Here is a 25,798-nt window from a genome sequence, read left to right as displayed (position 1 = left end):
CCATGACGACATGATCCGCGTCGGACGGGTCGCGTGGTGCCGGTTCGCCAGGTTTGCAACCATTTACCGGATGATCTTTGGGAGCACTTCCCCGGCGGTGCCGCGCAGGTTGATCGCGCAGGCCTCGTCGAGCGGGGTGGCCTGCGGATTGACCTGGATGACGGTGCCGCCCATCTTGGCCGTCACGTGCGGGATCTCGGCCGCGGGGTAGACCAGTCCCGACGTCCCGACGGTGACCAGCACGTCGGCGTCGGCCGCGGACTCCACCGCCGTCTTGAGCGCGGACATCGGGAGCGCTTCACCGAACCAGACCACCCCCGGCCGTACGGGGAACTCGCAGTGCGCACACGCAGGCGGGTTGCCCGGCAGAGCGCCGTCGGCCGGGCGCCCGCATGCCGAACAGCGCGGGGCGAACAGGCTGCCGTGCAGGTGCACAACATTCTTGGAGCCGGCCCGCTCGTGCAGGTCGTCGACGTTCTGGGTGATCAGCGTGCAGTCGAGGCGGGCCACCGCGTCGTGGCCGGCGTTGGGCGACACCCGCTCGACCAGTTCGCGGCGCCACTCGTACCAGCCCCAGACCAGGGCCGGGTCGCGCTCGAAGGCCTCCGGGGTGGCCAGCTCCTGAGCGTCGTACTGCTCCCACAGCCCGGTCAGGGCGTCGCGGAAGGTGGGTACGCCGCTCTCGGCCGACATGCCGGCGCCGGTGAAGACGACGAGTCGCTGTGCACCGGCGATCAACTCAGCCGCGTGGTCCAGGGGGTCCATCGGACGAGTGTGCCTCAGGCTTCGGTCTCCGCGCCTTCCAGCGTTTGTAGAGCCACTGACCACCCGTGTAGAGGAGGTAGGCCGGCACGGCCAGGATCGTCAGGGCCGCCATGAGGGCCTTCTCGAAGAGAGAGTCGACCACTCGGTCGACCGGATTCATGATCTGCCGCTTGGCCGACTCGACGGGAGCGACGACCAGAAGCACGATGAGCCACAGCCCGCAGGTGACAGCGGTCGCCGCGATGTGGATGAAGAGCGGGATGCCGAGGTATTCCTTCTCGAGGAACGACTCGGGTTCCGGGGGAGGATGCGGCTGCACGACCACACCGTAAAGTACTCTGTCAATCTCTAGTATTGACAATCGTCAATTCTGTGGCGATTGTGTTACGACACCCCGCCGGTGTAAGTGATTCGGGAGTCGAGGGCAGCTCCCCCCGGACCACCAACCATGCGGAGCTAATCCCCCATGAAACGCAGAGTTCTGTTCAGCGCTGTCGCCGGCCTCCTCCTGGCCGGCCTCAGCGTCCTTGTCGCGCCCGCCTCCCCCGCGAGCGCCCACGGCAACGTCACCGGCCCGGCCTCGCGCAACTACGGTTGCTACGAGCGCTGGGGCAGCAAGTTCCAGGACCCGACGATGGCCACCCAGGACCCGATGTGCTGGCAGGCGTGGCAGGCCAACCCGAACGCGATGTGGAACTGGAACGGCCTCTTCCGTGAGGGCGTGGCCGGTAACCACCAGGGCGCCATCCCCGACGGCCAGCTGTGCAGCGCCGGCCACACCGAGGGCGGGCGCTACAACGCCATGGACACGGTCGGGAACTGGACGGCCACCAACGTCGGGAACAGCTTCAACGTCAAGCTGTTCGACGGGGCGCGGCACGGTGCCGACTACATCTGGGTCTACGTGACCAAGCCGGGCTTCAACCCGACGACCACGGCCCTGAAGTGGTCGGACCTCGACCGGGTCTCGCAGATCGGCAACACCCCGGCTGCGCAGTGGACCCAGCGCAGCGACGGAGTCGAGATCGACATCCCGGTGTCGGTGTCCGGTCGTAGCGGGCGGGCCATGGTCTACACGATCTGGCAGGCCAGCCACCTCGACCAGTCCTACTACTTCTGCAGCGACGTGAACTTCGGCGGCACGACTCCGACCACCCCGCCCACGACGCCGCCGACCACTCCCCCGACCACGCCGCCCACGACTCCCCCGACCACGCCGCCGACGACTCCGCCGACCACCACCCCGCCCGCGTCCGGTGCCTGCTCGGCGACCTACGCGCTGACCGGCCAGTGGTCGGGCGGCTACCAGGCCGACGTCAAGGTGACGGCCGGCTCGGCGGCGATCAAGAGCTGGCGGGTGACGCTGGCCTACGGCGGCGCCCAGACGGTGCAGCAGTCGTGGAACTCGACGGTGACCGCGAGCGGCAACTCGCTGGTGGCCACGAACGCCACGTACAACGGTGCGCTGTCCGCGGGCGGGACGACGACATTCGGGTTCATCGGTTCCGGCACGGCGTCGGCTCCGACGGTCACCTGTACGGCGACCACCTGATCCCGTACGGGGAAAACGCTCCTCTGGCGCAGCCCGCGCGAAGCCGTTAAAGTCGGGTGATGGGAGCGCTCCCATCACCCGACGCCCGGCGAAAGGAGCACGGTTCGAACCGGCGGCAAGAAACACAGGGCTGTGGGGGACGGTGTCCTGCCCTCCCCGTCCCCCACATTTAAATCAAGCGAACAGCGCGCTGACCGACTCTCCGTTGTGGATGCGCCGCATGGCCTCGGCCAGCGCGGGCGCCACGGACAGAATGGTCAGCTTGTCGGAACGGTTCGGCACCGGGATCGGCACCGTGTTGGTGCAGACGATCTCCTCTATCTCCTTCTCGTCGGAAAGCCGCTGCACGGCGTTCGACGCGAACAGCCCGTGCGTGCAGGCCACCCGCACACTGCGCACGTTGCGCTCACGCAGCCGGTCGAGCAGCTCGAAGACCGTGCTGCCCTTGGCGATCTCGTCGTCCAGCACGATCACGTCGCGGTCGGCCACCTCACCGATGATCGTGCTGATCACCACCTTGTCGTCGGCGTAGCGCTGCTTGGCGCCGGCCGCCACGTCCACCCCGAGCAGCCGGGCGAACGCGGCCGCTTCCTTGGCATTCCCCAGATCGGGTGACACGACCACGGTGTTGCTGAGGTCGTAGCCCCGGAAGTGGCGGGCCAGCTCCTGCAGCGCGTGCAGATGGTCGACCGGGATGTTGAAGAAGCCGTGCACCTGCGGCGAGTGCAGGGTCATGGCCAGCACCCGGTCGGCGCCGGCGGTGGTCAGCAGGTCGGCCACCAGACGGCCCCCGATCGAGATGCGCGGGGCGTCCTTCTTGTCGCTGCGGGCGTACGCGTAGTGCGGCAGCACGACCGTGATGCGCCCGGCCGAAGCACCCCGGGCGGCGTCGAGCATGAAGAGCAGTTCGACCAGATTTTCCTGTACGGGCGGAACCAGCGGCTGAATCAGGAAGACGTCCCGCTCCCGGCAGTTGGCCTGCAGCTGCACCTCGATGCAGTCGTTGGCGAACCGGGACGTACGGGTCGGCAGCAGGGGCACCCCGAGGTGTTCACAGATCTCGGCGGCGAGGTCAGGATGGGCGGATCCGGAGAAAACGGCGATGTCGCGCACGTACCTCACCCTAAAATGCCATGCCCGGGCGGGGCTTCACGGGGCTGCCAAAAACGCTAGCGTGATCGCCATGAACGGACTGGCTGTGGCGTGCCGCCGCGTGGTGCACATCTACCGCGCCGAGGCGGGCGACGTCGTCGCTCTCGCGGGCGTCGACCTCTCGATCGCGCCGGGTGAGACGCTCGCGCTCGTCGGGCCGTCCGGGTCGGGCAAGTCGACGCTGATCGCGCTGCTCGCCGGGCTGATGCGGCCCTCGGCCGGGCGGATCAACATCGGCACCTACGACATGGGCAAGCTCTCCGACGGCGAGATCTCCCGCCTGCGCGGCACCGAGATCGGCGTGGTGCTGCAGGGGGCGGCCCGAAACCTTCTCCCCTACGCGTCACTGCACCGCAACATCTGGCTGGCGCAGCGCCGTGCGGCTCACACGCGCGGCATACAGCTCGACGACCCCGACCGCATCCTCGACCTGGTCGGGTTGCCCGGCCAGGGCCGCCAGCGCCTGTCCGACCTGACGCCGGGCGGCCGGCAGCGCGCCGCCCTGGCCGTCGGCATCGCCACCGGCCCCGGCCTGCTGCTGGTCGACGAGCCGACCAGCCGGCTCGACACCGCGGGCCGCGACGAGGTGCTGGCCGCGATGGAGACGGTGAACGCCGAACGCCAGACCACGATCGTGGTCGTCACCCACGACAACGAGGTGGGCGCCCGGCTGGGCCGTGCGGTGACGATCCGCGACGGCCGGGTCGGTGCCGAGGGCCGCGACGGGCAGGATTTCGCCGTGGTCGCGGGCGACGGCACGGTCCAGCTCCCGCCCGAGGTGCTCGGCAGCTATCCGCCGGGCACGCTGTTCACGGTCCAGCACATCGACGGCGAGGTCACCCTCGTCCCCGGCGGCACCGAGCAGCTCCCCTGAGGCGACCTCACGATCGGACCCAGACCGCCTCGCCGTCGCCCAGATGCAGCTCGCGGTCGCAGGCGGCCGCGGCCTCGGGGTCATGGGTGGCGAACACGACCGCCGCTCCGCGCGTCGCCTCGGCCCGCAACAGCTCCATGACTCGCTGGCGGTTCGCGGCGTCGAGCTCGCTGGTGATCTCGTCGGCCAGCAGCACGTCGCCCTGCAACGCCAGCCCGCGCGCGATCGCCGTGCGCTGCTGCTGGCCGCCCGAGAGTTCCTCGATGAGCTGGTTCGCCTGCCCCGACAGTCCGAGCGGTTCGAGCGACTCCGCGGTCCGTCGCCGCGCCTCGGCCGCCGTGCCACCGGTCGCGATCACGGCCACCGAGATGTTCTCGGCCGCGGTCAGGATCGCCGCCAGCCCGTTGTCCTGCGGGATCAGCACCACGCCGAGCTTGACCGCCTGATCACGGTCGGTGAGCCGCTCGCCGTCCACCGTCACCTCCCCGCGGGCCGGCGTCAGCAGCCCGGCCATGGCGCTGAGCAGCGTCGTCTTGCCTGCGCCGGACGTGCCGGTCACCGCCAGGATCTCCCCCGGCCGCGCCTCCACCGTCACCCCACGCAGCACCGTGAAGTCACGGTCCCAGGCAAGATCCGCATCGATGACGCTGAGACTTCTCATCGAACCTCCTTGGAAAGGGTCATGGTTTGATCCGGCCCCGCAGATCGCGGCCCGTTGCCAGCGCCACCGCGGCCAGCACCACCAGCACCGCGGCGGTCACTCCGATCAGGACGAGCACCCGCGGCCAGCCCGGCAGGGGCAGGGCGACCGGGTCGAGACCGGCCAGCGGCAGCGCCCACCCGGTCGCCGCCCAGGCGCCGGCCGCGGTGAGCATGCCGACCACGGCCGCGATGCCGACCAGCGCCGGATAGGTCCACAGGGTCGCCCGCGTGGTCACCGGACCGCCCAGGCCCTGGGTGCGCAGCGCCGACAGGTCTTCGACCCGGCGGGCCCGGTCGACCGCCGCCGCCAGCACCAGCGCGAACGCGCCCAGCAGCAGGGCCAGCACCGCCGCCGTCAGGTGGAACCAGAGCGCCAGGGCCGGCCCTTCCTGGTCGAGGCGGCGGTGCACCTGGGACGCCCGGGTGTCGGTCACGACGGTCAGGCCCCGGGCGGTGAGCTGTTCGGCGATGTCGGCCGGCGCCTGGTCGTTGAGCCACACCTCGGGCTGCAACGCCGGGGCGGCGTCGGTCGCGACGCGGTCGGCCAGGTCGAGGTCGAGCAGGGTCGCGTGGCTGCCCACGCGCGGCACGGCGGGCAGTTCCGCCACCGTGGTGACCGGCACGGCCTTGCCGTCGAGGCCGGTGATGTATCCGCTCGGCGCGCTTCCGGCCGAGGCGATCGGCAGCGGGTAGGGGGTGTCGACCGGCTGCACCCAGGCGCCGTCGGGCATTCCGCCCGGGGCGCTCACCTGGATCCGCAGCCCGCCGGGGGCGGCGCTGACCGTGCCGTTGCGGACCATCCGCCAGCGCGCGGCGTCGGAGAGAACCACGTTGTCGCCCGGCGTCCCGCTGCTCATGCTCTCGATCGTCACGTCGCCGGTCACCCCGACCACGCCGCTGTTGACCTGCAACTGGATGCCGTTGACGCGGCAGCCCTGGGCGCACACCGCGGCCCGCTGCAGATAGCTGTGTTCGCCCTCGCGCAGGTCGCCCAGCCCGATGACGGTGTCACCGAGGTCGGTCAGCGACGAGACGGCGACGTTGAGCCGCAGTTCCCGGCCCTTGGTGACGCCGGTGGCGGTCGCCTTGAGGGTGAGATCCTGACCGCCGATCACCATCGGGCCGGCCGATGACGGGCGCAGGTCGCGGGCCACCTCGTCGGCGGACGGACCGCGGCCGGGCCAGGTCGCCACCGCGGCCAGACGGGTGGAGTCGACGGCCAGGCCGAGCGGTTCGAGGCCGGTGCTGTTGCGCAGCCGCGCCGTCGCCATGGCGAACCGCCCGTCCGGGTCGACGCTGCGGACCGCGTGCAGCAGCTGGCCCCGGAACACCGGCTCGACCTCGAGCACCCGGTCGGCGCCGACGCCCAGCCCGGCCTGGACCGTTCGTCCACGGGCGGCCGCGTCGACCGCGCAGGTCGCGTACCCGGCCACCGCGACGGTCGCCACCAGCAGCGCGAACAGCCGCTGGGCGCCGGGGCGCCGGGAGAGCTGGAAGCCGGCCAGCGCGGTGCCGAGCCGACCGGCCTCGAGGGCCCGGGTGGCATAGCGGGTGACCAGCGGCAGCAGGGCCCGCGCGGCGAGCAGGGCCAGGGCCAGGATGACGAAGGCGGGCGCGAACAGGCCGACGCCGGTGAGCGAGCCGTCGGACACGGCCAGCTGCACCGCGCAGATCACGGCCAGCAGCAGGACCAGGGCCTCGGTGACGAGCGCGCGGGGGCCGTTGACCGCCACCGGGTTGCGCCGCAGCAGGGCGGCGACCGGGCTGAGCAGCTGGCGGCGCTGGGCCAGCACGGCTGCGGCCAGGGCGGCCACCGCGGCGTGCGGGGCGTAGCGCAGCGAGGCCCAGCCGGGGTCGACCCCGACGCCGGGGAACCGGGCCGCGGCGACGGCGTTGACCAGCAGTTGCCCGGCCAGACAGCCGGCCACCGCTCCGGCCAGGATCGCCACCAGGTTTTCGCCGATGGCCAGCCACCAGCGGATCCACCAGCGGGAGCCGCGCAGCGCGACCAGGGCGAGTTCGGGCCGGCGGCCCGAGGTGCCGTAGCTGACCGCCAGGAAGATGCTGAAGCAGGCGAGCAGCACCAGCGGGACGGCCAGCGCGGGCACCAGCAGGTGCGCCGCCGCGCGACCGGAGTCGATGCGGGTCAGAAGGTAGGGGATCTCGGTGTCGACCTGCAGGTTGGGGCCGATCTCGGTGGCCTTGCGGGTGAGCGAGAGCAGACCCGAGCGCAGCGCCTCGAGCTTGTCGACGTCGAGCGCCTCGGGCCGGGCGGCGCCGTCGATCGACAGGTCGGTCATGCCGTGGTCGATGGTGGCGAAGGTGACCGGGCCGGTGAAGATCGGCTGAGTCGGTCCGCGGCCGGGGATCGACGTGAAGTAGCCGTGCGTGCCCCAGTAGGGCTCGTTCGGGTCGTTCACCTCGTACACGCCCGCGATGACCAGGCGCTTGGGAATGCCGTTGGGGTCCCAGTACGGGTCGTGCGGGTCGTCGACGAACTGGGCGAAGGTCAGCGTCACGGCGTCGCCCGCGGTCACCCCGGCCCGTTTCGCCGCCGCCGCGCCCACGATCACGTCGTCCTCGCCGACCAGGCAGCGCCCGTCGACGATCCGGACGTGGGCGCACAGGTCCTGCCGGTAGACCATCCGATCGGCGTACGTGCGGTCCTTGGTGAGCCCGACGGTCGGGAACGACGAACCGTAGACGTAGTCGAAGCCGGGCAGCTCGATCAGGGCGGCCCCGATGTTGGCGAAGTCGGGGGCGCCGCTGTCGACGCGGTTGTCCTGGGTGCCCGCGATCACCAGGCCCCGCTCGGCCGGGGTCGACGTCTCGATCTGGCCGGCCGCGATGGCCCGGTCGATCGCGGTCAGATAGGCCGGGGCGGCGACCGCGGAGGCCACCGCCACCAGGGCCAGCAGCGCCAGCGTGACCGACTGGCCGCGCCGGGTCCAGACCATCGCGAGCACGAGCCGGATCATCGGCCGGCCTCCCCGCGCAGCCCGCGGACCAGCGGCAGCGTGGCCAGCCAGCCGACCAGCCCGAGCACCACGAGCGCGGCCGCCCCGGCCAGGGCGAGCGCCGTCCAGCCGAGCGCACCCGGTGGCGGCAGCACGTTCCAGCCGTCGGTGAAGCCGCGCACGCCGACCCGGGCCAGCGGATTCGCGATCGCCGCGGCCACCAGCCCGGCGACCAGTCCGATCAGGATCAGAGCCAGAGTTCCCGCGTACGCCGTGCCGAGCGCCACCCGCAAGGTCAGGCCCTGCAGGCGCAGCGCCCGCAGCTGGTCGAGCCGGGTGCGCCGGTCGACCGTGCCCGCCACCGCGACGGCCGCCGCCGCCAGCAGCAGTCCGACCGCGCCCGCGACCACGGCGAACCGGGCGATCGCGGCCGGTGCCTGGTCGGCGAACTGACCGGACCGGTGGGCGATCGACTCCTCGCCCCCGATGGTCAGCCCGGCCGCCCGCAACGCGTCCACGACGTCGTCGCCGGCGCCCGGCGCGAGCCAGACCTGGAACTCGCCCGGCGCACTGGCGTCGCCGCCGATCAGCAGCGCCGTCTCGAGGTCGAGCAGCAGTCCACTGTGGCCGACCACGGGCAGCACCGAGGCCGTGCCGTCGACACGGACCGGCACCGGCTGCGGCCCGAACGTGTCGAGCGACGGCTCGCCGAACCGCCACGTCTCGGGGGCCGGCCCGGCCAGCACGATCGGCGGCGGCAAGGCGCTCTGCACCGCCCACACCTGGGTGCCGATGTCGGGGATGCCCTGGATGTTGGGGTCGACCGCGATGCGCAGCCCGGCGTTACCGGCCGCGATGTCGAGGGCAGCGCCGACCGTGCCCGACCGCCAGTAGGCGATGTCGCCGAGCTGGGCGGCGCCGAGCAGTTCGGCCGCCGGGCCCTGCTGGGTGACGCCGCTGATGGTGACCGCGCTGCCCCGGGGCCCGGGCGGGACGTTGCCGTTGGGCTCGGGCGGGCTGCTCAGCACCCAGCGCAGAATGCGGCAGCCGGGTGCCTCGGTGCAGCCGGTGACCGGCGCGCTGAGGGTCTGCTCGCCCGCACGCAGCGTGCCCAGGCGCACCGTCACCGGCGCACCGGTGCGCTGATTTTGCAGGTCGAGGCCGAGCGCGGCCGGTTGGCGCACGGTGGCGCGCACCCGCACCTCGATCCGGTTGCCGGTCACCGCGGTCAGCCGCTCGGGGCCGGGGCGGGCGGCGGTCTCGGCCGCGAGCCGCCCGACCGGGCCGTACTCGGGCCGCCAGTCGGCCACCGCGGCCAGCCGTGGGCTGTCCACCGCGAGCACCGGCGGCAACGTGGTGCTGGTGCGGTCGAGCACCACCGCCATCGCCTTGTCGCCGGCCGGGTCGGCGGTGCGCACGGCGTCGAGCAGCACGGCGCGGTTGGCCGCCTGCACGTGCAGCACCCGGTCGGCGCCGAGCTCGGAGCCGGCCCGCTCGACCCGGATCGCCCGGTCGCCCAGCCACAGGCCGAGCGTGGTCGCGAACAGCGCCACCGCCACGACCACCAGCGCGAACAGCCGGTCGCTGCCGGTCTGCCGGGACACCTGCACCGAGGTCAGGCCGAACCGCAGGTGCCCGGTGCGCAGCGCGGCACTGCCGCCGCGGTCGGCGATGCGGCCCAGCAGCCGGGCCAGCAGCAACGCCACCGCCAGCGCGACCAGGGCCGGGGCGGCCAGCGCGAGTCCGCTGTCGGGCGCACTCGACCGGGCCTGATAGACGGCCGCCACCGCGATCGCCAGCAGCAGCAGGTCGACCAGACCGGCCCGCCAGTCGTTGCGACCCGAGGTCACCTGGCGCAGCAGCTCGGCCACTGACCGGCGCAGCACCACGCCCTCGACCACGGCCAGCACGAGCAGGCCGCCGAGCAGCACGGCACCCGCCGCGGCCAGCGAGAACAGCCCGGCCTCCACACGCTGAACGCCGACCGTGACCGGGCCGGCCAGCCACCACGCCAGCAGATAGCCCAGTGGCAGACCGAGCACCGCGCCCGCGGTCAACGGCAGCAGATGCTGGCCCCAGGCCAGGCGCAGCATCGCCCAGCGGGTGCTGCCGCGCAGCTTGAGCAGGGCGGCGTCGCCCCGCCGGTCGCGCCCGGTGTAGCGACCGGCCAGGCCGATGGCGAACCAGGTGAGGATCAGCGTCTGCACGGTGGCGATCACCGCGCCGAGCCGGATCTCGGCCCGGTCGTTGTCGATCGCGGTCAGCAGCGGCCCGCTGGCATAGACCAGCCGCAGGCCCGAGGAGCCGAGCTCGCCCTCGGCGTCGCGCAGCACCCGGCCCAGCCGGTAGCCGCCGTCGCCGCGGAGCAGGGCGTCCGGCACGGTCACGTCGAAGGTGACGGTCGGCTCCCACAGCTGCCGCTCGCGGAACGTATCGATCGGGGTGAACACCGGGTCGAAGCCGCGCTCGGCCTCGAAGAGCGGGTTGCTCCAGTACGGCCCGGCCGGATCGGCGTACGCGTACCGCGCGACCACGGTGAGGCTGACCGGCGCGGCGTTGGGCGAGGCGCGAAGTGTCAGCTTGTCGCCGAGGCCGAGGCCCAACTGCTGCGCCGCGGACACGCTGACCGCCGCCTCACCGGCCGCGGCCGGGCACTTTCCGTCGAGGCGTACGTGGGAACAGAAACCGTCGCGGAACGCGATGCTCATCGGCGGGGTCGCGCCGGCCGTGGTGACCGTGAGCGGCAGCGCCAGCCCGGTGACCGGGTCGGCCTGCGGCAGCGGGAGCAGACCGCCCACCATCGACACGAACTCGTCGACCGAGGACTGCGGATCGCCCTGGGTGTCGGCTATCCGGCGGACCGAGACAGTGCGTTGCTCGGCCGGGGCGGCGGCCACGTCGGCGGCGGCCGCGCGGTTGATGCTCGCGTACGCGAACCAGGGACTCGCCGCCGCGACGGCCGACGCCAGGGTGGTCAGCACGAGCACGGTCAGCACCTGGGCGGTACGTGTTCGCACCGCACCCCAGATGAGCGCGAACATCCACCCTCCCCCGACAGATCACCCGGAGGTTACGCCACCCGGAGGCCGCGCGGGGGACGGCTTCTCAGAGCCAGCCGCGGCGCTTCAGATAGAGGTAGAGCAGCAGCGACACGACGACAATGGTGGCCGAGCTGACCAGGAAACCCCACCACTGGTCGTAGCCGGGATAGGGCACGTTCTGGCCGAAGTAGCCGGTGACCGCGGTCGGCACGGCCACGATGGCGGCCCACGCGGCCAGTTTGCGGGTGGTGTTGTTGAGAACGTTGCTCTGCTCGGAGTTGTCGGCCTCGAGCAGCGAGTCGATCCGGTCGCGCAGGTGCTCGATCTCGTCCACGGTGTGCTGGGCGTGGTCCTCGACGTCGCGGAAGTAGGGGCGCAGCTTGTCGTCGACCAGCGCGAGGTCGGAGCGCATGGACTGGGCGACCAGCTCGGGCATCGGCGACACGGCCCGCCGCAGCGCGGCCAGCAGCTTACGTTCCTTGACCGCCTTCATCCGGACCACCCTGGGCGCGCCACCCTCCTCGAGCAGAGCGTCCTCGACCATGTCCATCCCCGCGTCGAGGCGCTGGGTGACCGCATATTGGCCGTCGACCACCACGTCGAGCAGGCCCCAGAGCAGGAAGCCGACGCCGCCGGCCGAGCACAGGTCGGCGTCGGAGTCCCAGCGGTCGATGAGCCGCTGGGTGTCACTGGGTGACTTGCGTACGGTGATCAGCGCCCGGTTGGTCACGAAGACACTGATCTCGGTCTTGCCGAATCGGGTCTCCGAGTCCTTCGTGGCGAGGTCGACGGCGTAGACGTTGAGGAAGACGTGGTGCGGGTAGCGGTCGAGCTTGGGCCGTTCGTGGTCGGTCATCGCGTCCTCGACCGCGAGCGGGTGCAGGTCGAACTGCTTGGCCACCGAGGCCAGGTCGTCCCCGTCGGGGTCGAACAGGTCGAGCCAGAGCACCGCGCCGGGGTGCTCGTCGAGCTGCCCGGCGATCTCGTCGTAGCCGAAGTCGGTCGCGATGACCTTCCCGTTCTCATAGAGCCGGGTCGCGGTCGGACACGAGGGCGCTGTCACGCACACCACTATGCCTCGCCGTTACGCCGCGGAAACCCGGTGCGGCCTACGATGAGCCGTGAGCTGGCTCGACTCTTTCTACACGGCCAAGTGGCAGGTGACCGCCGACCAGGCGATCTACTGGCGCGAGATCATCGGCAACGCCTTCGGGCTCGGGTCGGCACTGTTCGGCCTGCGCCGCAGCGCCTGGGCCTGGCCGGTCGGCATCGTCGGCAACGTGCTGCTGTTCACCGTGTTCATGGGCCAGGCGGTCGGCAACGACCAGGGCACCCCGCTCTACGGGCAGGCCGCGCGCCAGGTGTTCTTCCTGATCGCCAGCGTCTACGGCTGGTGGATCTGGCAGAGCAACCGGAGGCGTACGAAGGGAACCGCGGTCTCCCCGCGCTGGGCGACCTCGCGGCAGCGCCTCGGCTACGGCCTGGTCGCGCTGGCCGCCGTGGCCGTCTGCTTCTTCGTGTTCCGCCAGGTCGGCGCCGGTTTCCCGGTCCCCTGGTGGTATTACCTGGCCGACTCGTGGATCTTCGTCGGCTCGATGCTGGCCACCTACGCCATGGCCCGCGGCTGGGTCGAGTTCTGGCTCTGCTGGATCGCCGTCGACCTGGTCGGCGTCCCCGAGCTGCTGCACTTCGGCTACTACCCGTCGGCGATCCTCTACGCGGTCTACGCCGGGTTCGTGCTCTGGGGTTTCGTGGTCTGGCTGCGCATTTCCCGTACGCCGTCCGGGCCGCCCGCCCTCGAACAGGCGGCCCTGCCCGCGTAGGAATCAGACCGCCGATGTGCTGAGGCTCAGCGCGGCGGGGCGCCGGCGACGGGCGTCCGGGCGCCGGTGTCGTGCGGGCCGGCGTCGGCGATCTGCTCGCGCAGCAGTTCGTGGCGGAACTGGTAGGCCGAGCCGGCCGCCCGCAGCACCTGCCGCCGGCCGTGGGCGTCGTCGAGGAACCGCATCAGCCGCCAGGGCAACTGGTCCGAGGCGGCCAGATAGGCGCTGCGCACCGCGAACACGCCGTAGCGGGTCGCCGACGCCGCGACCGTCAACCCGGCGGTCAGGCCGTAGGTGGCGAGCGTGCCGGCCGCCACGGCCAGGGCGGTGCCGGCCGGTTGCCCGCCCGCGGCCGTGCGGGCACCGACGGCGGTGCCGAGCGCCACGGCGATGACCGCGGTCATCCGGACGAACACCCGGCGGTCCTGCCGGAAGAGCCGGGTCGGCGAGGCCGCGAGCCGGTTGCGCGGATCGTCGCCGCGGATGCCGAACGCGTACGCCCCGGCGACCCCGCCGGTGACACCGATGACGACGAGCCAGACCATCGGGAACCCGTTGGCCCCGGCGGCGAAGGCGGCCATCGTGCCCAGCAGCGCACCGCCGACGATCTGGGCGGCGGGCGCGCTGATCCGCAGCGACGGCAGGCGGCGCTGCGAGACGTCGGCCGACACCCGCGAACCCAGGCCGGCCACCAGCGCGAACAGCAGCGCGTAGGCGAAACCGGTCAGCAGCCCGGCCACGGTCAGCCCGAGAACCCCGGCCTCGACCGGATCGATCCGGGCCGGGCCGGAGCGGACCTCGTCCCGCAGCAGGAAGAAGAGCACGGTCAGCGCCATGGACAAGCCGGCCGCGGCACCTTTGGCGGGACCGGCCGACACCGCGTGCAGCGCGCCGACGGCCGCACCCACCAGCACCGCGACCACCACCGGGACGACCTTGCGCCGCCGGTGCCCGGCACCGGGCGACGGGCGCAGGGCCAGCCCGAGCAGCACGGCGACCGCCGCGCCCTCGCCGAGCGCCCGCACCGGACCGGCGGTCACGTCGGCCCGGTCGAGGTAGCCGAGGAGGTTGAGCGCGGCGGTCAAGCCGCCGAACAGCAGGGGCGCGCCGAGCCGGACCATCCGAGGGTGGACCGGCCGTCGGCCCCGGGTCACCCAGACGATCCACCACACGGCGAGCCCGGCCGCGAGACCGTCGCCCGGGGCCAGCAGCCAGGGCCGGTCGATGCCCGGGCGGGCGCCGTCGGCCCACACGTCGATCGCGCATACGACGACACCGGCGACGAGCCCGCACAGCAGCGGCCGGGCCGGTCCGCCACCCCGGGTCACCCGGATCCCGGCCCACGTCAGCAGCCCGGCGACCAGGCCGGTGGCGAGCCAGCCGTTCACGTCCTCGTCCCAGCGCACCGTGAACCCGTCGAACGTACCGGCGGCGAACCCCATGACCAGGGCGTCGTCGAGCGGCACGAACAGGGACAGCACCCGTACGGCGATCACGCCCGCCACCGCCGCGACGCCGACCCCGACAGCGGTCAGCAGGTCGCCGCCGCGGGCCGGGGCGCGTGGCTGCAGCGGCCGCCAGGAGAACCCGGCCACCAGCCCGGTCGCGACGGCCAGGTCGTACGAGCCACTCAGCACCCCGGTGATGTAGGCGCCCAGCACGGCCAGCACCGCGGCCGGATAGCTCCCGGTCACCCGGAAGATCGCGGCGTAGCCGAGCAGCGCGGCCAGCGTGATCCGGATCGCGTCGGTCAGCCCGGTCTCGGCGCTGCCGAACACTCCCGTGTTCATGACACCGGCCGACAGCGCGGTCCACCCGATCACGGCGGCCAACGTGCCCACGTGCAGCCAGACCGGCGAGGCCGGGGCCGAGGTGACCCGCAGGTCCCACCAGCGCAGCTCGCCCGGGCCGGCGGTCATCCGGGCCAGGTAGCCGAGCCAGCGGCGCGCGTCCGGGGCGGAGTACTCAGCCGTTTCCTCCGCATAGCGGGCCGGGACGAAGCCCCGCAGCAGGTGCTGGGTGAGAGCCTCCGGGCCGTGCCGGTCGAGCAGTTCGCTCGGCGGTGGGCGGTTCTCGTCGTTGTAGAGGGCGTCGGCCAGCATCACCATCAGCGGGGTCCGCAGCACCTCGGCCAGGTCGAGTCGCCCGGGCAGGCTCGCGACGACCGGATCCCACCGCCCGTCGGCCGGCCCGTTCCGGCGCAGGTGGCCGACGGCCTCGGCCGGGTCCTGGGCGTCGAGCGTGAGCGTGACGCCGCCCCGGAACAGCTCGCCGGTGGCCGGCCGCCCGGCACGGCAGCTGACCAGGACCTGGGCCGGGCCGTCGAGGTTGTTGAGCTGGGCCACGACCCGGTCCGGCCGGTCCTTGTCGAGCACCTCGTCCAGGCCGTCGAGGATGAGGGCGAGCTGGCGGCCGTCGAGCAGCCGCTCGGCCTGCGTCCGCGGCACCGGACCGCCGGCCGGCCGATCGAGGAACTGGTGGTTGACGTGCAGCCAGTCGATGAGCCAGGTTCGCAGATCGCTCAGCGCGGGATCCCACGACGCCAGCGGCACCAGCAGTGGCAGCGGCTGCCCCTCCCGCCAGTCGGTCAGCAGCCGCCGGAAGACGCCGACGAGCAGCTCGGACTTTCCCGACCCGGCGGCACCGAGCACGAGCATCCGGGCCGTGGGGCCGTCCGGCGCCCAGACACGGAGCAGCCGCGCCACCGCGTCCGGCTCGTCCGGGTCGCCGTCGGCCCAGCCGATCGGCAGGCGGCTTTCGCCGCCCACCCGCAGCCACACCGGATCCGAGCGCCACCGCTCGAGGAGCGCCTCGCGCAGCACGACCACCGGCCGGTCCTGCGGGGTCTCGGTCCGCGACGTCGCGCGGCGGCGGCGGGCCGGTTCGCGGTCGAGTGCCTCGACCAGGTCGGCCGCGGTCGGGCGGTCGGCCGGGTCCGGCTCCAGCGCGGCCAGCACGAGGTCGGCCCAGCCGGCGTGGGCCAGGTGCCGGTCGAGGTCGTACGGCGTCTCGGCCCGGCTCATCCGGTCGCGCTCGAACCGCTCCAGCACGAGGTGGCCCGGCGTCTTGGACCACGGGTGCCGCCCGGCCGCGGCGGTGGCGACGAACAGGCCCCAGCTGAACACGTCGTACGCGGGCTGCCGGTCGGGGCGGCGGCTCAGCGGGGCGTCGATCACCTCGGGCGCGTGCCAGTCCTCGGTGCGGCCCGCGGCCTGCCGGGTCAGCCCGGTGCTCATCGTCTGCTCGACCTCGCGGTCGAACCAGCGGGGCGCCCACGAGACGCCGAAGTCGGTGATGACCGGGCCGTCCGCGGTCAGCAGCACGTTGCCCGGCGACAGGTCGCGGTGCACGACCTCGGAGCGGTGCAGGTGGGCCAGCCCGGCGGCGTACCCCCGGGCCAGCTTCAGCCACGCCTCCGCGGTGAGCGGGCCGGCCGCGATCAGGTCGCCCAGCCGGTGGTGCGGGGTCAGCGGCAGGACGAGCCAGGGGTCGCGGGCCTCGTACGGGTCGTCGGGCCGGGGCCGCAGCCCTTCCGACTCGGGGCGCACGAGGTGGTCGGGGCCGCAGTCGAGCAGCGGCATCACGTTCGGGTGGGGCGGGATCGACTGCATGATCCGGGCCTCGCGGACCAGCCGCCGCGCCGCGACCTGACCGCTGCCGAGGGTGCCGTCCGGGCGCGACGTCTTGATCGCCTTGGGGAAGCCGTCGACCGCGTCCGGCGCGTACCAGATGTAGGCCTGCCCGCCGTCGCCGAAGAAGCCGCGCAGCGTGTACCGGCCGTTCGGGCCCAGCCGCCGGAGCCGCGACCGGCCGTCGGCGGCCCGCGGCCACACCCAGTCGTCGGCCGGTTCGTCCGGCTCGCCGATGGGCTCCGGATCCTCGAGCATCCGTCCCCTTTCCCCGCCGCTCGAGCTTGCCGGGCGGGCCGTGACCTCGTCATCCGGTTCCCGGAGGATTGCGTTCCGCGGTGGGCATGAGTAAGTGGGACTCCATGACCGGAAGGGTTCCGGGGCGGGCGCCGGGACGCGCGCAAGCTTGCGCGCCGCCCGTTCCGGCCGGCGCCGACACTCGGGCCCATGTCACCCGCCAGCCCGTCGCCGTTCCCGGTGCGGCGCCGCCCGCCCAATCAGTCACCCGGCCTCGAGCTCGGCCGGTCTCCGCAGGGCGGCGCCATCCACGCCCCGCCGCTGCTGCCGGTGACGGTGATCGGCCCGACCGGTTCGGGCAAGACCACCCGGGTCGCGGCGCCGATCCTGGCCGACTGGCCCGGGCCGGCCGTGGTGCTCAGCGTCAAGACGGATCTGATCGGCGCGGCCTATCCGGCCCGGCAGGAGCGTGGCCCGGTCTGGCTCCTCGACCCCGAGGAGGCGCTGCCCACCGGGGTCGAGGCGGCCCGCTTCGACCTGGCCTCGTGGATCGTCACGCTGGCCGACGCGCAGGACGTGGCGGCTGTCCTGCTGGGCGGGGGCGCCTCGGGCGGGCTGCGGGAGGGGCCGTTCTGGCTCGAGCTGGCGCAGAACTGGACCGCACCGATCCTCTACGCCGGAGCCCGGGCCGGCCTCGACATCGGGCAGATCGTCGACCTGGCCGTGCGCGACCGTTCCCCGCAGGCGGAACGGCTGGTCGTGCAGTCGGGCGACCCGATCGCGATCCGCATGCTGCGCAGCGTGCTCGAACTCGAGGCGCGGGCCCGCACCAGCGTGATGGCCACGGTGGGCCAGGCGCTGCGGGTGTTCAACCGGCCCGGCGTGGTGCGCGCGACCACCGGCTCCGACTTCACCCTCGACCGGATCCTCGACGAGGACGCCACGCTGGCCATGACGTTGCCCGCCTTCCGGATGCGGCAGGTCGCGCCGCTGTTCGCCGCGGTGCTGACCCGGCTCTGGTCGCGGGTGCAGGCCCGGGCGGCGAGCGGCCCGCCGATCCGGCCGCTGCTGCTGCTCGTCGACGAGGCCGCGCAGGTGCCCGGGGTCACCGAGCATCTGCTGGAGTGGGTGACCACCGGACGCGGCCTGGACGTGCAGGTGGTGACGTTCTGGCACGACCTGGCCCAGTTGCAGGCCCGATACGGGCCGGAACGGTCGACCGTGGTCAACAACAGTGGCTCGGTGCTGTTCCTGGGCGCGGGCAGCGATCCGGACGGGCGTGAGTTCCTCGGCCGGTACGCCGGCCCGGGGCTGCCCGAGACACTCGCGGCGACCGGCCATCTGGTGTGCACGGCCGGTCGCTGCGAGCCGCTGCGATTACGGGATACGCCCTAGTCGTCGAGGTCGCGCCCGATGCCCCGGTCGAGGCCGCGGTCGCGCAACAGGTAGTCCTCGAGCTGGAAGCGGCGGAACGCCCAGTAGCCCTTGACCTTGGGAATCAGATCGTTCATGCCGCCGCCGGCCCCGCCCCGGCTGCCGCGGACCTCGCGTTCCGGCGCGAGGTGGTGGGCCACCAGGTTGGTGTACCACTTGGAGTCGTGCTCGGGCGGGGTGCCGATGCTCTCCAGGATCAGGCGGTGGATCTCGTGGGTCGGCCGGCCCTCGCGCACGTTGCGGAGCTCGCGCTTGACGAAGTCCTGCCAGATCTCGCCCGGCCGCCGCTCGACGAAGGCCCGCAGCCGGGCGCTGTTGCGCAGCCGGTTCTTCACCCGCTCGCTGTCCGTGAAGTCGGCCAGCAGCTGGTAGTTCTCGGGCGCGGCGAGCTGGATCCGCAGTGCCGCGTCGTCCAGTTCGGCCTGCTCGGCGGTCGAGCCGGCCGCCCGCGGATCGTGGGTCCAGGGCGGGGTGATCGGTGACTCGCGCCGGATCGGCACCTCGATCCACACCACGAATCTGGTCGACCCGTTCGCGATCACCACGGTGGTGCTCTGGGTCTGGACCGCGGCCATCGGCGAGCCGAGCAGCTCGGAGTGCGGATCGGTGGTCATCGCGGCGGCGATCGGGAACAGCGTGACCGGCTGCGGCAGCCGGTCGGAGCGCAGCTCCAGGGTGTTGTTGTGGGAGAGGTTCTCGACCAGCACCCGGGAGCCCTGCTCGGGTGAGGTGAACCAGATGCGCCCGGCCACCCGGCTCACCGCCGACTGCGGCCCGGGCTCGTGGTCGCCGACCTGCAGCCAGTCGTCCGCGGCGATCTCGGCGGGCCGCACCGCGCCGAACCACAGGTGGCCGCCGCGGGGCACCTTCCGCACCCGGCACTTCAGCTCGTAGAGCTCCACACCGTCCGGCTCCTTGTGCCCGTCGAACGGGCAGTCGGCGGGCAACGGGGAGTCGCCGGGACCGCAGGGAGTGTGGATGTGCGCGTACATAACACCCTGTTTCACCGTGGCAACCTAACCCGCCGGCGACGCCGGAAACCCCCGCCGGAACGGGTCGGCCGGGGCGCCGTTCGGGCACCGCGCAAGCTTTCCCACGTTGATCCACCCGGCGTCCGAATCTGGTGACACATTCGCTTCGCCCGGAAGGACAACCGCCATGACCCATCCGTCCGACGACATCGACCTCAACGCGCTGCGGCAGGACCTGCAGCAGTCCCAGCGGCGCGGCGACGCCACCCCGGGCGACCTGCGCGTCACCCGGGACGGCCGGATCACCCGGGACGGCCGCGACGACATGGCGGCCCGGCTCAGCAAGGAGACCTTCGCCGTGGCCCAGTCGCCCGCGGTCGAGGCCCGGGTCGCGATGATGAAGCTGCCGCCCGGCACCCACCAGCGCACGGTCGGCCGCACGACCGGCTGGATGTACACGTTCTTCAACGAGTTCGGCGACCCGTACTCGTTCTTCAGCTACTACAGCACCCAGCACCAGCAGTACCGCACGATGCTGGTGGCGCCCGATCTGAGCGGGCTGTTCGGTGAGCACCAGGCGCACCTCTACCGGGACGGCACGGTCTGCCTGAGCCCGACCATCGGCATGGCGACCCTGGACGGCTCGTACGCCCGGGCCGTGCTGTGGAGCAACGGTGTCAGCGTGGTGCGCCGCGGCGGCCAGTTCCCCTTCACCTACGACCAGTGAGGCCCGCGATGCACATCCTGGACACTGCCCTCGACGAGATCGAGCGCGAGGTGGCGGCGCACCCGGCCGAGCGCGGCGGCGCCCTGCTCGGCCCGGCCGGCCGGTCGCTGGTGACCCGGTTCCTGGCCGACCCCCAGGGCCGCACCAGCGACGTCTCGTACAACTCGTCCGACCAGCTCGAGCAGCACGTGCGGCGGGTCGAGCGCGAGGAGAACCTGGAGTTCAAGGGGATCCTGCACAGCCATCCGGCGGGCATGGATCATCCGTCCGGCCAGGACCACCGCGCGTACGCGGACAGCCTGCGCCTCAACCCGGCCCGCGGCACCTTCCTGGCCCCGATCGTCACGCACCGGCGGGCCGATCCGCAGAAGCCGCACGAGATCCCGCTCGCCGGGGCCAAGATGTCGGTCTACCGCGCGGTGCCGTCGGTCGACGGCGGGGTCCAGGTGTTCCTGACGCCGACCACCGTCGTGCCGCTGGGCCGGCACGTCCGGGCGGCGGCCGACGCCCTGGGCGGCCGGGTGACCACGGAACCGGTCCCCGGGACGTTCGCCGGGGCGCTGGTGCTGACCGCGACCATCACCCGGCCCGACGGGGAGGAACTGACCGTCCTCGCTCACGAGTCCTATCCGCTGCTGCCGCCGACGGTGCTGCGGACCCCGCCGGACGGCCGGACCGAGGCGGTGGCGCTGGACTGGCGGCCCGGGCAGGAGCTGGCCCCGGCGCTGACCCGGGCGCTCGGCGGGTCCCCGGCGCCCGGCACGGTGCGGGCCGGGCTCGCGGCCCGCACCCGGGGCATGGTCAGCGAGAAGCTGGCCGGCCGCCGGGTGCTCATCGCCGGGGCCGGGAGCGTCGGCAGCGTGCTGGCCGACCTGCTGGTGCGCTCGGGCGTCGAGCGGCTCACCCTGATCGACCCGGACGAGGTCAGCCCCGAGAACCTGTCCCGCTCGGTCTACCGGGTGGCCGACCTCGGCCGGCCCAAGACCGAGGCGCTGGCCGATCACCTGCGGAGCATCCAGCCCGCGGCCGACGTGACCACGGTGTCGTCGACGATCGCCGGCCTCGGTGACGGGCTGGGCGACCTGGTCCGCTCGCACCACCTGGTGATCGGGTGCACCGACGACCCGGCCGCGCAGGCCGCGCTGAACTACTTCGCGGGGGCCACGGCCCGGCCCTCGCTCTATGTCGGGCTCTACGCCGGGGCCAAGGCCGGGGAGCTGGTGTACTCGGTGCCGGGCATCACCACCTGCTACCGCTGCGCGACCGGGATCCGGCACAGCAGCGACGCCGTCCGGCCGGCCGTCGACTACGGCACCGGACGGCTGGCCGGTGAGGTGGCGCTCGGCCCCGACATCGCCCATGTCACCACCGCGGCGGCCAAGATGGCGCTGGCCCTGCTGCACCTGGACGAGGACACCCCGGCCCGCGACTTCCTGTGGCCGGCCCTGATCGCCCGGCACAACGTCGTGCTGCTGAGCAACGTCCGCGAGTTCGACTTCTTCCCCCGGGTCTTCGACGGTATCCCCAACCAGGACGCGTACCAGAGCGTCTGGATGGAGGCCGAGGGCGATCCGGAGTGCGAGGTCTGCGGCGAGCACCGGGCCGAACCGGTCTTCACCCCCGCCCCGGCCGCCGACGACCTGAAGTCGGCCCTGGCCACGAACTGACGGAGAAGCAAGCCGGCCGGACATCCCGGCCGGCTTTTCCATGCTTAGAGCGTTGACAGTTAGAGTTCTAACGGTTAGCTTTCTAAGTATGGATGCACCACGGCTCACCACCTCGCTCGAACTGGTCCGCTGGATCGGCTGGGCTCAGCGCAAGGCGGCCGAGGACTGGGTTCGCGAGCGCGAGCTCAGCTTCGAGCAGAGCTTCGCGCTGGGCTTTCTCGAGCAGAACCCCGGTGCCATCCAGCGCGACATCGCCCAGATGACGCGGACGAGTGCGGCCAGTGTGTCGAGCCTCCTGCAGGGTCTCGAACGACGTGGCCTGGTCGAGCGCCGCCCGGAGCCCGGCAACGAGCGCGTCAAGCGCGTCTACGCGACCCCGGCCGGCATCGAGTTGATCGCCGGCTTCGAGGCCGCCATGGCCGCCGCCGACGAGACGATCCTGGCCCCGCTCGACGACGCCGAGCGCGCCACCCTCCAGCAGCTGCTCCAGAAGATCACCGCCGAGCTGCCGCAACCCACCCGCTAAGACTCCGCACCACCCGCACAACGCGACGGCCCGGCCGCCGCGCACCCCACCCTGCCCGAGCACGAGCACCCGCCGCGGTGCGGCTCAGCCCTGCCCGGATTCGACCGAAGGAGGCTGTCATGAGCGCCACCACCACCGACGCCGTCGGCACCAACCGCTGGTACCTGTCCACCGCCCCGATCCTGCGCGCTCTGGTGCACCTCTGTGTGCCGATGGCCGCGGCGATGATCGTGGGCGCGGTCTACAACGTCATCAACGCCGGCTTCATCGGCTCGCAGCACGACACCGCGCTGCTGGCCGCGATCACCTTCGGCACCCCACTGCTCGGCCTGGTCATGGCGATCGGCGGCGTGTTCGGGGTCGGCGGCGGGGCGCTCATCTCCCGGCTGCTGGGCGGTTCCGAGCACGACGCGGCCAAGGCGGGCGAGATCAAGCACGTCTCGTCGTTCGCGGTCTGGGGTGCGGTGATCACCGGTGTGATCGCCGGGGCGGCCGGCCTGCTCCTGCTGCGCCCGCTGGTCACGCTGCTCGGCGCGGACTCGGCCGCCGTGCCCGCCACCCGCGAGTACGTCGCCGTCATGCTGGCCTTCGTGCCGGTGCTGGCCGCCGGATTCTGCCTCGAGCAGTTGGTGCGGGCCGAGGGCGCGGCCCGGCAGGCGATGATCGGCCTGATCCTGTCGACGGTGGCCAACATCGTGTTCGACGTCGTGTTCATCCTGGTGCTGCACTGGGGCGTCGGCGGCGCGGCCCTGGCCACCGGCCTGGCCAACGCCGTGATGGTCGGGTACTTCGCCTACTGGCTGACCCGCAACAGCGAGCACGTCAGCCTCGCCCCGCGCTGGTTCACCCTGCGGTCCGACGTGGTCCAGCCGGTCTTCGGGGTCGGCGTCGGCGAGCTGCTGCAGTCCGCGTTCATGATCGTCACCGTGCTGGTGCTCAACAACCTGGCTTCCGCGTACGGGGACGGCCCGCTCGCCGCCATGGGTGTCGCGGTCCGTATCGCCCAGGTGCCCGAGTTCCTGATCATGGGCGTCACGCTGGGTGTCCTGCCGTTGTTCGCCTACGCCTACGGCAAGGGCGACCGCGCCCGCCTCAACTCGGCCGTCCGCGCCGCGGCCATCACGGTCGGCACCGTCATGCTGGTCTTCTGCGGCTCGGTGTTCCTCTTCCGCGAGCAGGTGCTGTCCGCCTTCTCGTCCGACCGCGCGGTGCTCACGATCGGCGTCACCATCCTGGTCGCCCAGCTCGTCGCGACGGTCGCCAACGGTTTCGCCGGCCTGATCACGTCGCTGTTCCAGGCGGCCGGGCTGGCCAAGCCGGCGATCATCATGTCGATGGCCCAGGGCGTGCTGTTCATCCCGATCGTGCTGCTGGGCAACCTCTGGTACGGCCTGCCCGGCATCATCTGGGCCCTGACCGTCACCGAGGGCCTGGTGTTCCTGGTCGGCCTGGGCATCTGGTTCGCCTCGCGCAACACCATCAGCCGCGGCCTGGCCGAGGGCTCCCCCGAGCGCGCCGAGGCAGTGCTCGAAGAGGCCGCCGCGTAAGCAACGAGAAGCAGGAAGGGCCGGCGCCTTTGTCGAGGTGCCGGCCCTTTTTCCCGTACGGCCTAAGCCGCCGACGGATTCACGTTCGTCCGGGACTTCACGATCTCGGCGACGTGGGCCACCGCCTCGTCCACGGGCACACCGTTGCGCTGTGAGCCGTCGCGGTAGCGGAACGAGACCGTGCCGCCGTTGACGTCGTCGTCGCCGGCGATCGCCATGAACGGGATCTTCTGCTGCTGCGCCGTGCGGATCTTCTTCTGCATCCGGTCGTCCGAGTGGTCGACCTCGGCCCGCACACCGGCCGCGCGCAGCTTGGCGACGAACTCTTCGAGGTACGAAGCGTGGTCGTCGCGGATCGGGATGCCCACCACCTGCACCGGCGCCAGCCAGGCCGGGAACGCGCCCGCGTAGTGCTCGACGAGCACGCCGAAGAACCGCTCGATCGACCCGAACTTGGCCGAGTGGATCATCACCGGTTCCTGGCGGGTGCCGTCGGCCGCCTGGTACTCGAGGCCGAACCGGGCCGGCTGGTTGAAGTCGTACTGGATGGTCGACATCTGCCAGGTGCGGCCGATCGCGTCACGGGCCTGCACCGAGATCTTCGGGCCGTAGAAGGCCGCGCCACCCGGGTCGGGCACCAGGTCGAGGCCGGACTCGACGGCCACGTCTTCGAGCACCTTGGTCGCGACGGCCCACTGCTCGTCCGTACCGATGAACTTGTCGCTCTTGGGGTCCCGGGTCGACAGCTCCAGGTAGTAGTCGTCGAGGCCGAAGTCGTCGAGCAGCGACCGGACGAAGTTCAGCAGGTGCTTGATCTCGCCCGCGGCCTGCTCGTGGGTCACGTACGAGTGCGAGTCGTCCTGAGTCAGGCCGCGCACCCGCGTGAGGCCGTGCACCACGCCCGACTTCTCATAGCGGTAGACGGTGCCGAACTCGAAGAACCGCAAGGGCAGTTCCCGGTACGACCGTCCGCGCGACCGGAAGATCAGGTTGTGCATCGGGCAGTTCATGGCCTTGAGGTAGTAGTCCGCCCCTTCGAGCTGCATCGGGGGGAACATCGTGTCCTTGTAGTACGGCAGGTGCCCGGAGGTGTGGAACAGCCCCTCCTTGGTGATGTGCGGCGAGCTGACGTACTGGAAACCCTCTTCGATGTGGCGGGCGCGGACGTAGTCCTCCATCTCGCGCTTGATGATGCCGCCCTTGGGGTGGAACACGACCAGGCCCGAGCCGATCTCGTCGGGGAACGAGAACAGGTCGAGCTCGGTGCCCAGCTTGCGGTGGTCGCGGCGCTCGGCCTCGGCCAGCCGGTTCAGGTACGCCTTGAGCTCGTCGCGGGACGGCCACGCGGTGCCGTAGATGCGCTGGAGCTGCGGGTTCTTCTCGGATCCGCGCCAGTAGGCGGCGGCCGAGCGCATCAGCTTGACGGCCGGGATGAGCCGGGTGGTCGGCAGGTGCGGGCCGCGGCACAGGTCGCCCCAGACGCGCTTGCCGTCCTTGTCGAGGTTGTCGTAGTGGGTCAGGTCGCCCGCCCCGACCACGCTCAGCTCTGCGTCGTCGACGTCGCCCTTGATGTCGACCAGTTCCAGCTTGTACGGCTCGTCGGCCAGCTCGACCTTGGCCTCGTCGAGCGACTTGTACTCCCGGCGGCGGAACGTCTGGCCGGCCTTGACGATCTCGAGCATCCGCTTCTCGAGCTTGGTCAGGTCTTCCGGCTGGAACGGCTTGGGCACGTCGAAGTCGTAGTAGAAGCCGTTCTCGATCGGCGGGCCGATGCCGAGCTTGGCCTCGGGGAAGATGTCCTGCACGGCCTGGGCCAGCACGTGCGCGGCCGAGTGGCGCAGCACGTTCAGCCCGTCCGGCTCGTCGATCGCGACCGGGGTGGCCTCGGTGTCGAGCTCGGGACGCCAGTCGAGGTCGCGCAGGCGGCCGGCCGCGTCACGGACGACGACGATCGCCTTGGGGCCCGTCGTCGGGAGGCCGGCTGCGGCCACCGCATCGGCGGCCGTAGTCCCGGCCGGGACGACAAGAGGGTCGGCCACAGCAGAGGTACGGGGTGCGGACACGGTGAACTCCTTCGAACGATGTGGTCGGGAACCTTCACGATGCTAGTCGCCCCGGAATTTCCACGATGAGCGAGCAACCTTTCCGGCCCGGCGCCCCACTGAAAGGGTGAGCCGTCCCCCACCCCCGGAAG

The 25,798-nt window shown here is 72.3% G+C and carries 18 protein-coding genes; 8 read left to right on the top strand and 10 right to left on the bottom strand.

The window, feature by feature from the left end:
- Window positions 1-63: 63 nt before the first annotated feature.
- Both KOI35_RS23240 and KOI35_RS23235 read right to left on the bottom strand, forming a co-directional pair.
- Complete coding sequence (locus KOI35_RS23240; RefSeq protein WP_215789967.1) at window positions 64-765, bottom strand: SIR2 family NAD-dependent protein deacylase; 702 nt, start codon at window positions 763-765, stop codon at window positions 64-66.
- Window positions 740-1,084 (bottom strand): hypothetical protein, encoded by a 345-nt coding sequence (locus KOI35_RS23235; RefSeq protein WP_215789965.1) that lies wholly within the window; start codon window positions 1,082-1,084, stop codon window positions 740-742. The genes KOI35_RS23240 and KOI35_RS23235 overlap by 26 nt, the downstream gene beginning before the upstream one ends.
- A 147-nt stretch (window positions 1,085-1,231) precedes the next feature.
- On the opposite strand from KOI35_RS23235, the gene KOI35_RS23230 reads away from it, so the two are divergent.
- On the top strand, window positions 1,232-2,317 hold the full coding sequence (locus KOI35_RS23230; protein WP_215789963.1) for a lytic polysaccharide monooxygenase auxiliary activity family 9 protein: 1,086 nt from the start codon (window positions 1,232-1,234) through the stop codon (window positions 2,315-2,317).
- Window positions 2,318-2,491: 174 nt separating this feature from the next.
- Here the strand turns inward: KOI35_RS23230 and KOI35_RS23225 are convergent, their stop codons facing one another.
- Window positions 2,492-3,430 (bottom strand): ribose-phosphate diphosphokinase, encoded by a 939-nt coding sequence (locus KOI35_RS23225; protein WP_215789961.1) that lies wholly within the window; start codon window positions 3,428-3,430, stop codon window positions 2,492-2,494.
- Between the two features lie 70 nt (window positions 3,431-3,500).
- On the opposite strand from KOI35_RS23225, the gene KOI35_RS23220 reads away from it, so the two are divergent.
- Window positions 3,501-4,343: an ABC transporter ATP-binding protein gene (locus KOI35_RS23220; RefSeq protein ID WP_215789958.1), complete on the top strand. Its 843-nt coding sequence runs from the start codon at window positions 3,501-3,503 to the stop codon at window positions 4,341-4,343.
- 7 nt (window positions 4,344-4,350) lie between these two features.
- On the opposite strand, the gene KOI35_RS23215 is transcribed toward KOI35_RS23220, so the two are convergent.
- From KOI35_RS23215 to KOI35_RS23200, 4 genes are all read right to left on the bottom strand, one after another.
- A complete protein-coding gene (locus KOI35_RS23215; RefSeq protein ID WP_215789956.1) occupies window positions 4,351-5,004 on the bottom strand; it encodes an ABC transporter ATP-binding protein in 654 nt (217 codons plus the stop codon).
- A 19-nt stretch (window positions 5,005-5,023) separates the two neighbouring features.
- Window positions 5,024-8,023, bottom strand: coding sequence for an ABC transporter permease family protein (locus tag KOI35_RS23210; protein WP_215789953.1), 3,000 nt, complete (start codon window positions 8,021-8,023; stop codon window positions 5,024-5,026).
- A complete protein-coding gene (locus tag KOI35_RS23205) occupies window positions 8,020-11,043 on the bottom strand; it encodes an FtsX-like permease family protein (RefSeq protein WP_215789951.1) in 3,024 nt (1,007 codons plus the stop codon). Before KOI35_RS23205 ends, KOI35_RS23210 begins: the two co-directional genes overlap by 4 nt.
- A 64-nt stretch (window positions 11,044-11,107) precedes the next feature.
- Window positions 11,108-12,106, bottom strand: a complete 999-nt coding sequence (locus KOI35_RS23200) for a magnesium transporter CorA family protein (protein WP_308121127.1) — start codon at window positions 12,104-12,106, stop codon at window positions 11,108-11,110.
- Window positions 12,107-12,203: 97 nt separating this feature from the next.
- Here KOI35_RS23200 and KOI35_RS23195 point away from each other — a divergent pair, with 97 nt between their 5' ends.
- A complete protein-coding gene (locus KOI35_RS23195; RefSeq protein ID WP_438870624.1) occupies window positions 12,204-12,866 on the top strand; it encodes a nicotinamide mononucleotide transporter family protein in 663 nt (220 codons plus the stop codon).
- Window positions 12,867-12,892: 26 nt separating this feature from the next.
- Here KOI35_RS23195 and KOI35_RS23190 read toward each other — a convergent pair whose 3' ends face one another.
- Complete coding sequence (locus tag KOI35_RS23190; RefSeq protein ID WP_215789945.1) at window positions 12,893-16,753, bottom strand: protein kinase domain-containing protein; 3,861 nt, start codon at window positions 16,751-16,753, stop codon at window positions 12,893-12,895.
- Between the two features lie 189 nt (window positions 16,754-16,942).
- On the opposite strand from KOI35_RS23190, the gene KOI35_RS23185 reads away from it, so the two are divergent.
- A complete protein-coding gene (locus tag KOI35_RS23185) occupies window positions 16,943-18,127 on the top strand; it encodes a type IV secretory system conjugative DNA transfer family protein (protein WP_215789942.1) in 1,185 nt (394 codons plus the stop codon).
- Here the strand turns inward: KOI35_RS23185 and KOI35_RS23180 are convergent.
- On the bottom strand, window positions 18,124-19,173 hold the full coding sequence (locus KOI35_RS23180) for a hypothetical protein (protein WP_215789940.1): 1,050 nt from the start codon (window positions 19,171-19,173) through the stop codon (window positions 18,124-18,126). The genes KOI35_RS23185 and KOI35_RS23180 overlap by 4 nt on opposite strands.
- A gap of 151 nt (window positions 19,174-19,324) precedes the next feature.
- Here KOI35_RS23180 and KOI35_RS23175 point away from each other — a divergent pair, with 151 nt between their 5' ends.
- From KOI35_RS23175 to KOI35_RS23160, 4 genes are all read left to right on the top strand, one after another.
- Window positions 19,325-19,864, top strand: a complete 540-nt coding sequence (locus tag KOI35_RS23175) for a hypothetical protein (protein ID WP_215789938.1) — start codon at window positions 19,325-19,327, stop codon at window positions 19,862-19,864.
- An 8-nt stretch (window positions 19,865-19,872) separates the two neighbouring features.
- Entirely contained in the window at window positions 19,873-21,531 is a 1,659-nt protein-coding gene (locus tag KOI35_RS23170; protein WP_215789935.1) for a ThiF family adenylyltransferase, read from the top strand.
- Window positions 21,532-21,619: 88 nt separating this feature from the next.
- Window positions 21,620-22,057, top strand: a complete 438-nt coding sequence (locus KOI35_RS23165) for a MarR family winged helix-turn-helix transcriptional regulator (protein ID WP_215789932.1) — start codon at window positions 21,620-21,622, stop codon at window positions 22,055-22,057.
- Between the two features lie 119 nt (window positions 22,058-22,176).
- Window positions 22,177-23,604 (top strand): MATE family efflux transporter, encoded by a 1,428-nt coding sequence (locus tag KOI35_RS23160; RefSeq protein ID WP_215789930.1) that lies wholly within the window; start codon window positions 22,177-22,179, stop codon window positions 23,602-23,604.
- A gap of 62 nt (window positions 23,605-23,666) precedes the next feature.
- On the opposite strand, the gene thrS is transcribed toward KOI35_RS23160, so the two are convergent.
- The gene (gene thrS, locus KOI35_RS23155; RefSeq protein WP_215789928.1) at window positions 23,667-25,667 is read right to left on the bottom strand and encodes a threonine--tRNA ligase; all 2,001 of its coding nucleotides are present in this window, start codon (window positions 25,665-25,667) and stop codon (window positions 23,667-23,669) included.
- Between the last annotated feature and the right edge of the window lie 131 nt (window positions 25,668-25,798).

The sequence above is a fragment of the Paractinoplanes bogorensis genome (assembly GCF_018829635.1).
Classification (GTDB): domain Bacteria; phylum Actinomycetota; class Actinomycetes; order Mycobacteriales; family Micromonosporaceae; genus Actinoplanes; species Actinoplanes bogorensis.
Note: the sequence above shows the minus strand (reverse complement) of the source record. Positions and strands in the feature narration are given on the sequence as shown.

Coding starts and splice junctions, on each gene's coding strand:
- KOI35_RS23205 (WP_215789951.1), bottom strand. CDS start 11,043: ATGTTCGCGCTCATCTGGGGTGCGGTGCGAACACGTACCGCCCAGGTG.
- KOI35_RS23190 (WP_215789945.1), bottom strand. CDS start 16,753: ATGCTCGAGGATCCGGAGCCCATCGGCGAGCCGGACGAACCGGCCGAC.
- KOI35_RS23240 (WP_215789967.1), bottom strand. CDS start 765: ATGGACCCCCTGGACCACGCGGCTGAGTTGATCGCCGGTGCACAGCGA.
- KOI35_RS23165 (WP_215789932.1), top strand. CDS start 21,620: ATGGATGCACCACGGCTCACCACCTCGCTCGAACTGGTCCGCTGGATC.
- KOI35_RS23220 (WP_215789958.1), top strand. CDS start 3,501: ATGAACGGACTGGCTGTGGCGTGCCGCCGCGTGGTGCACATCTACCGC.
- KOI35_RS23170 (WP_215789935.1), top strand. CDS start 19,873: ATGCACATCCTGGACACTGCCCTCGACGAGATCGAGCGCGAGGTGGCG.
- KOI35_RS23160 (WP_215789930.1), top strand. CDS start 22,177: ATGAGCGCCACCACCACCGACGCCGTCGGCACCAACCGCTGGTACCTG.
- KOI35_RS23175 (WP_215789938.1), top strand. CDS start 19,325: ATGACCCATCCGTCCGACGACATCGACCTCAACGCGCTGCGGCAGGAC.
- KOI35_RS23215 (WP_215789956.1), bottom strand. CDS start 5,004: ATGAGAAGTCTCAGCGTCATCGATGCGGATCTTGCCTGGGACCGTGAC.
- KOI35_RS23185 (WP_215789942.1), top strand. CDS start 16,943: ATGTCACCCGCCAGCCCGTCGCCGTTCCCGGTGCGGCGCCGCCCGCCC.
- KOI35_RS23230 (WP_215789963.1), top strand. CDS start 1,232: ATGAAACGCAGAGTTCTGTTCAGCGCTGTCGCCGGCCTCCTCCTGGCC.
- KOI35_RS23210 (WP_215789953.1), bottom strand. CDS start 8,023: ATGATCCGGCTCGTGCTCGCGATGGTCTGGACCCGGCGCGGCCAGTCG.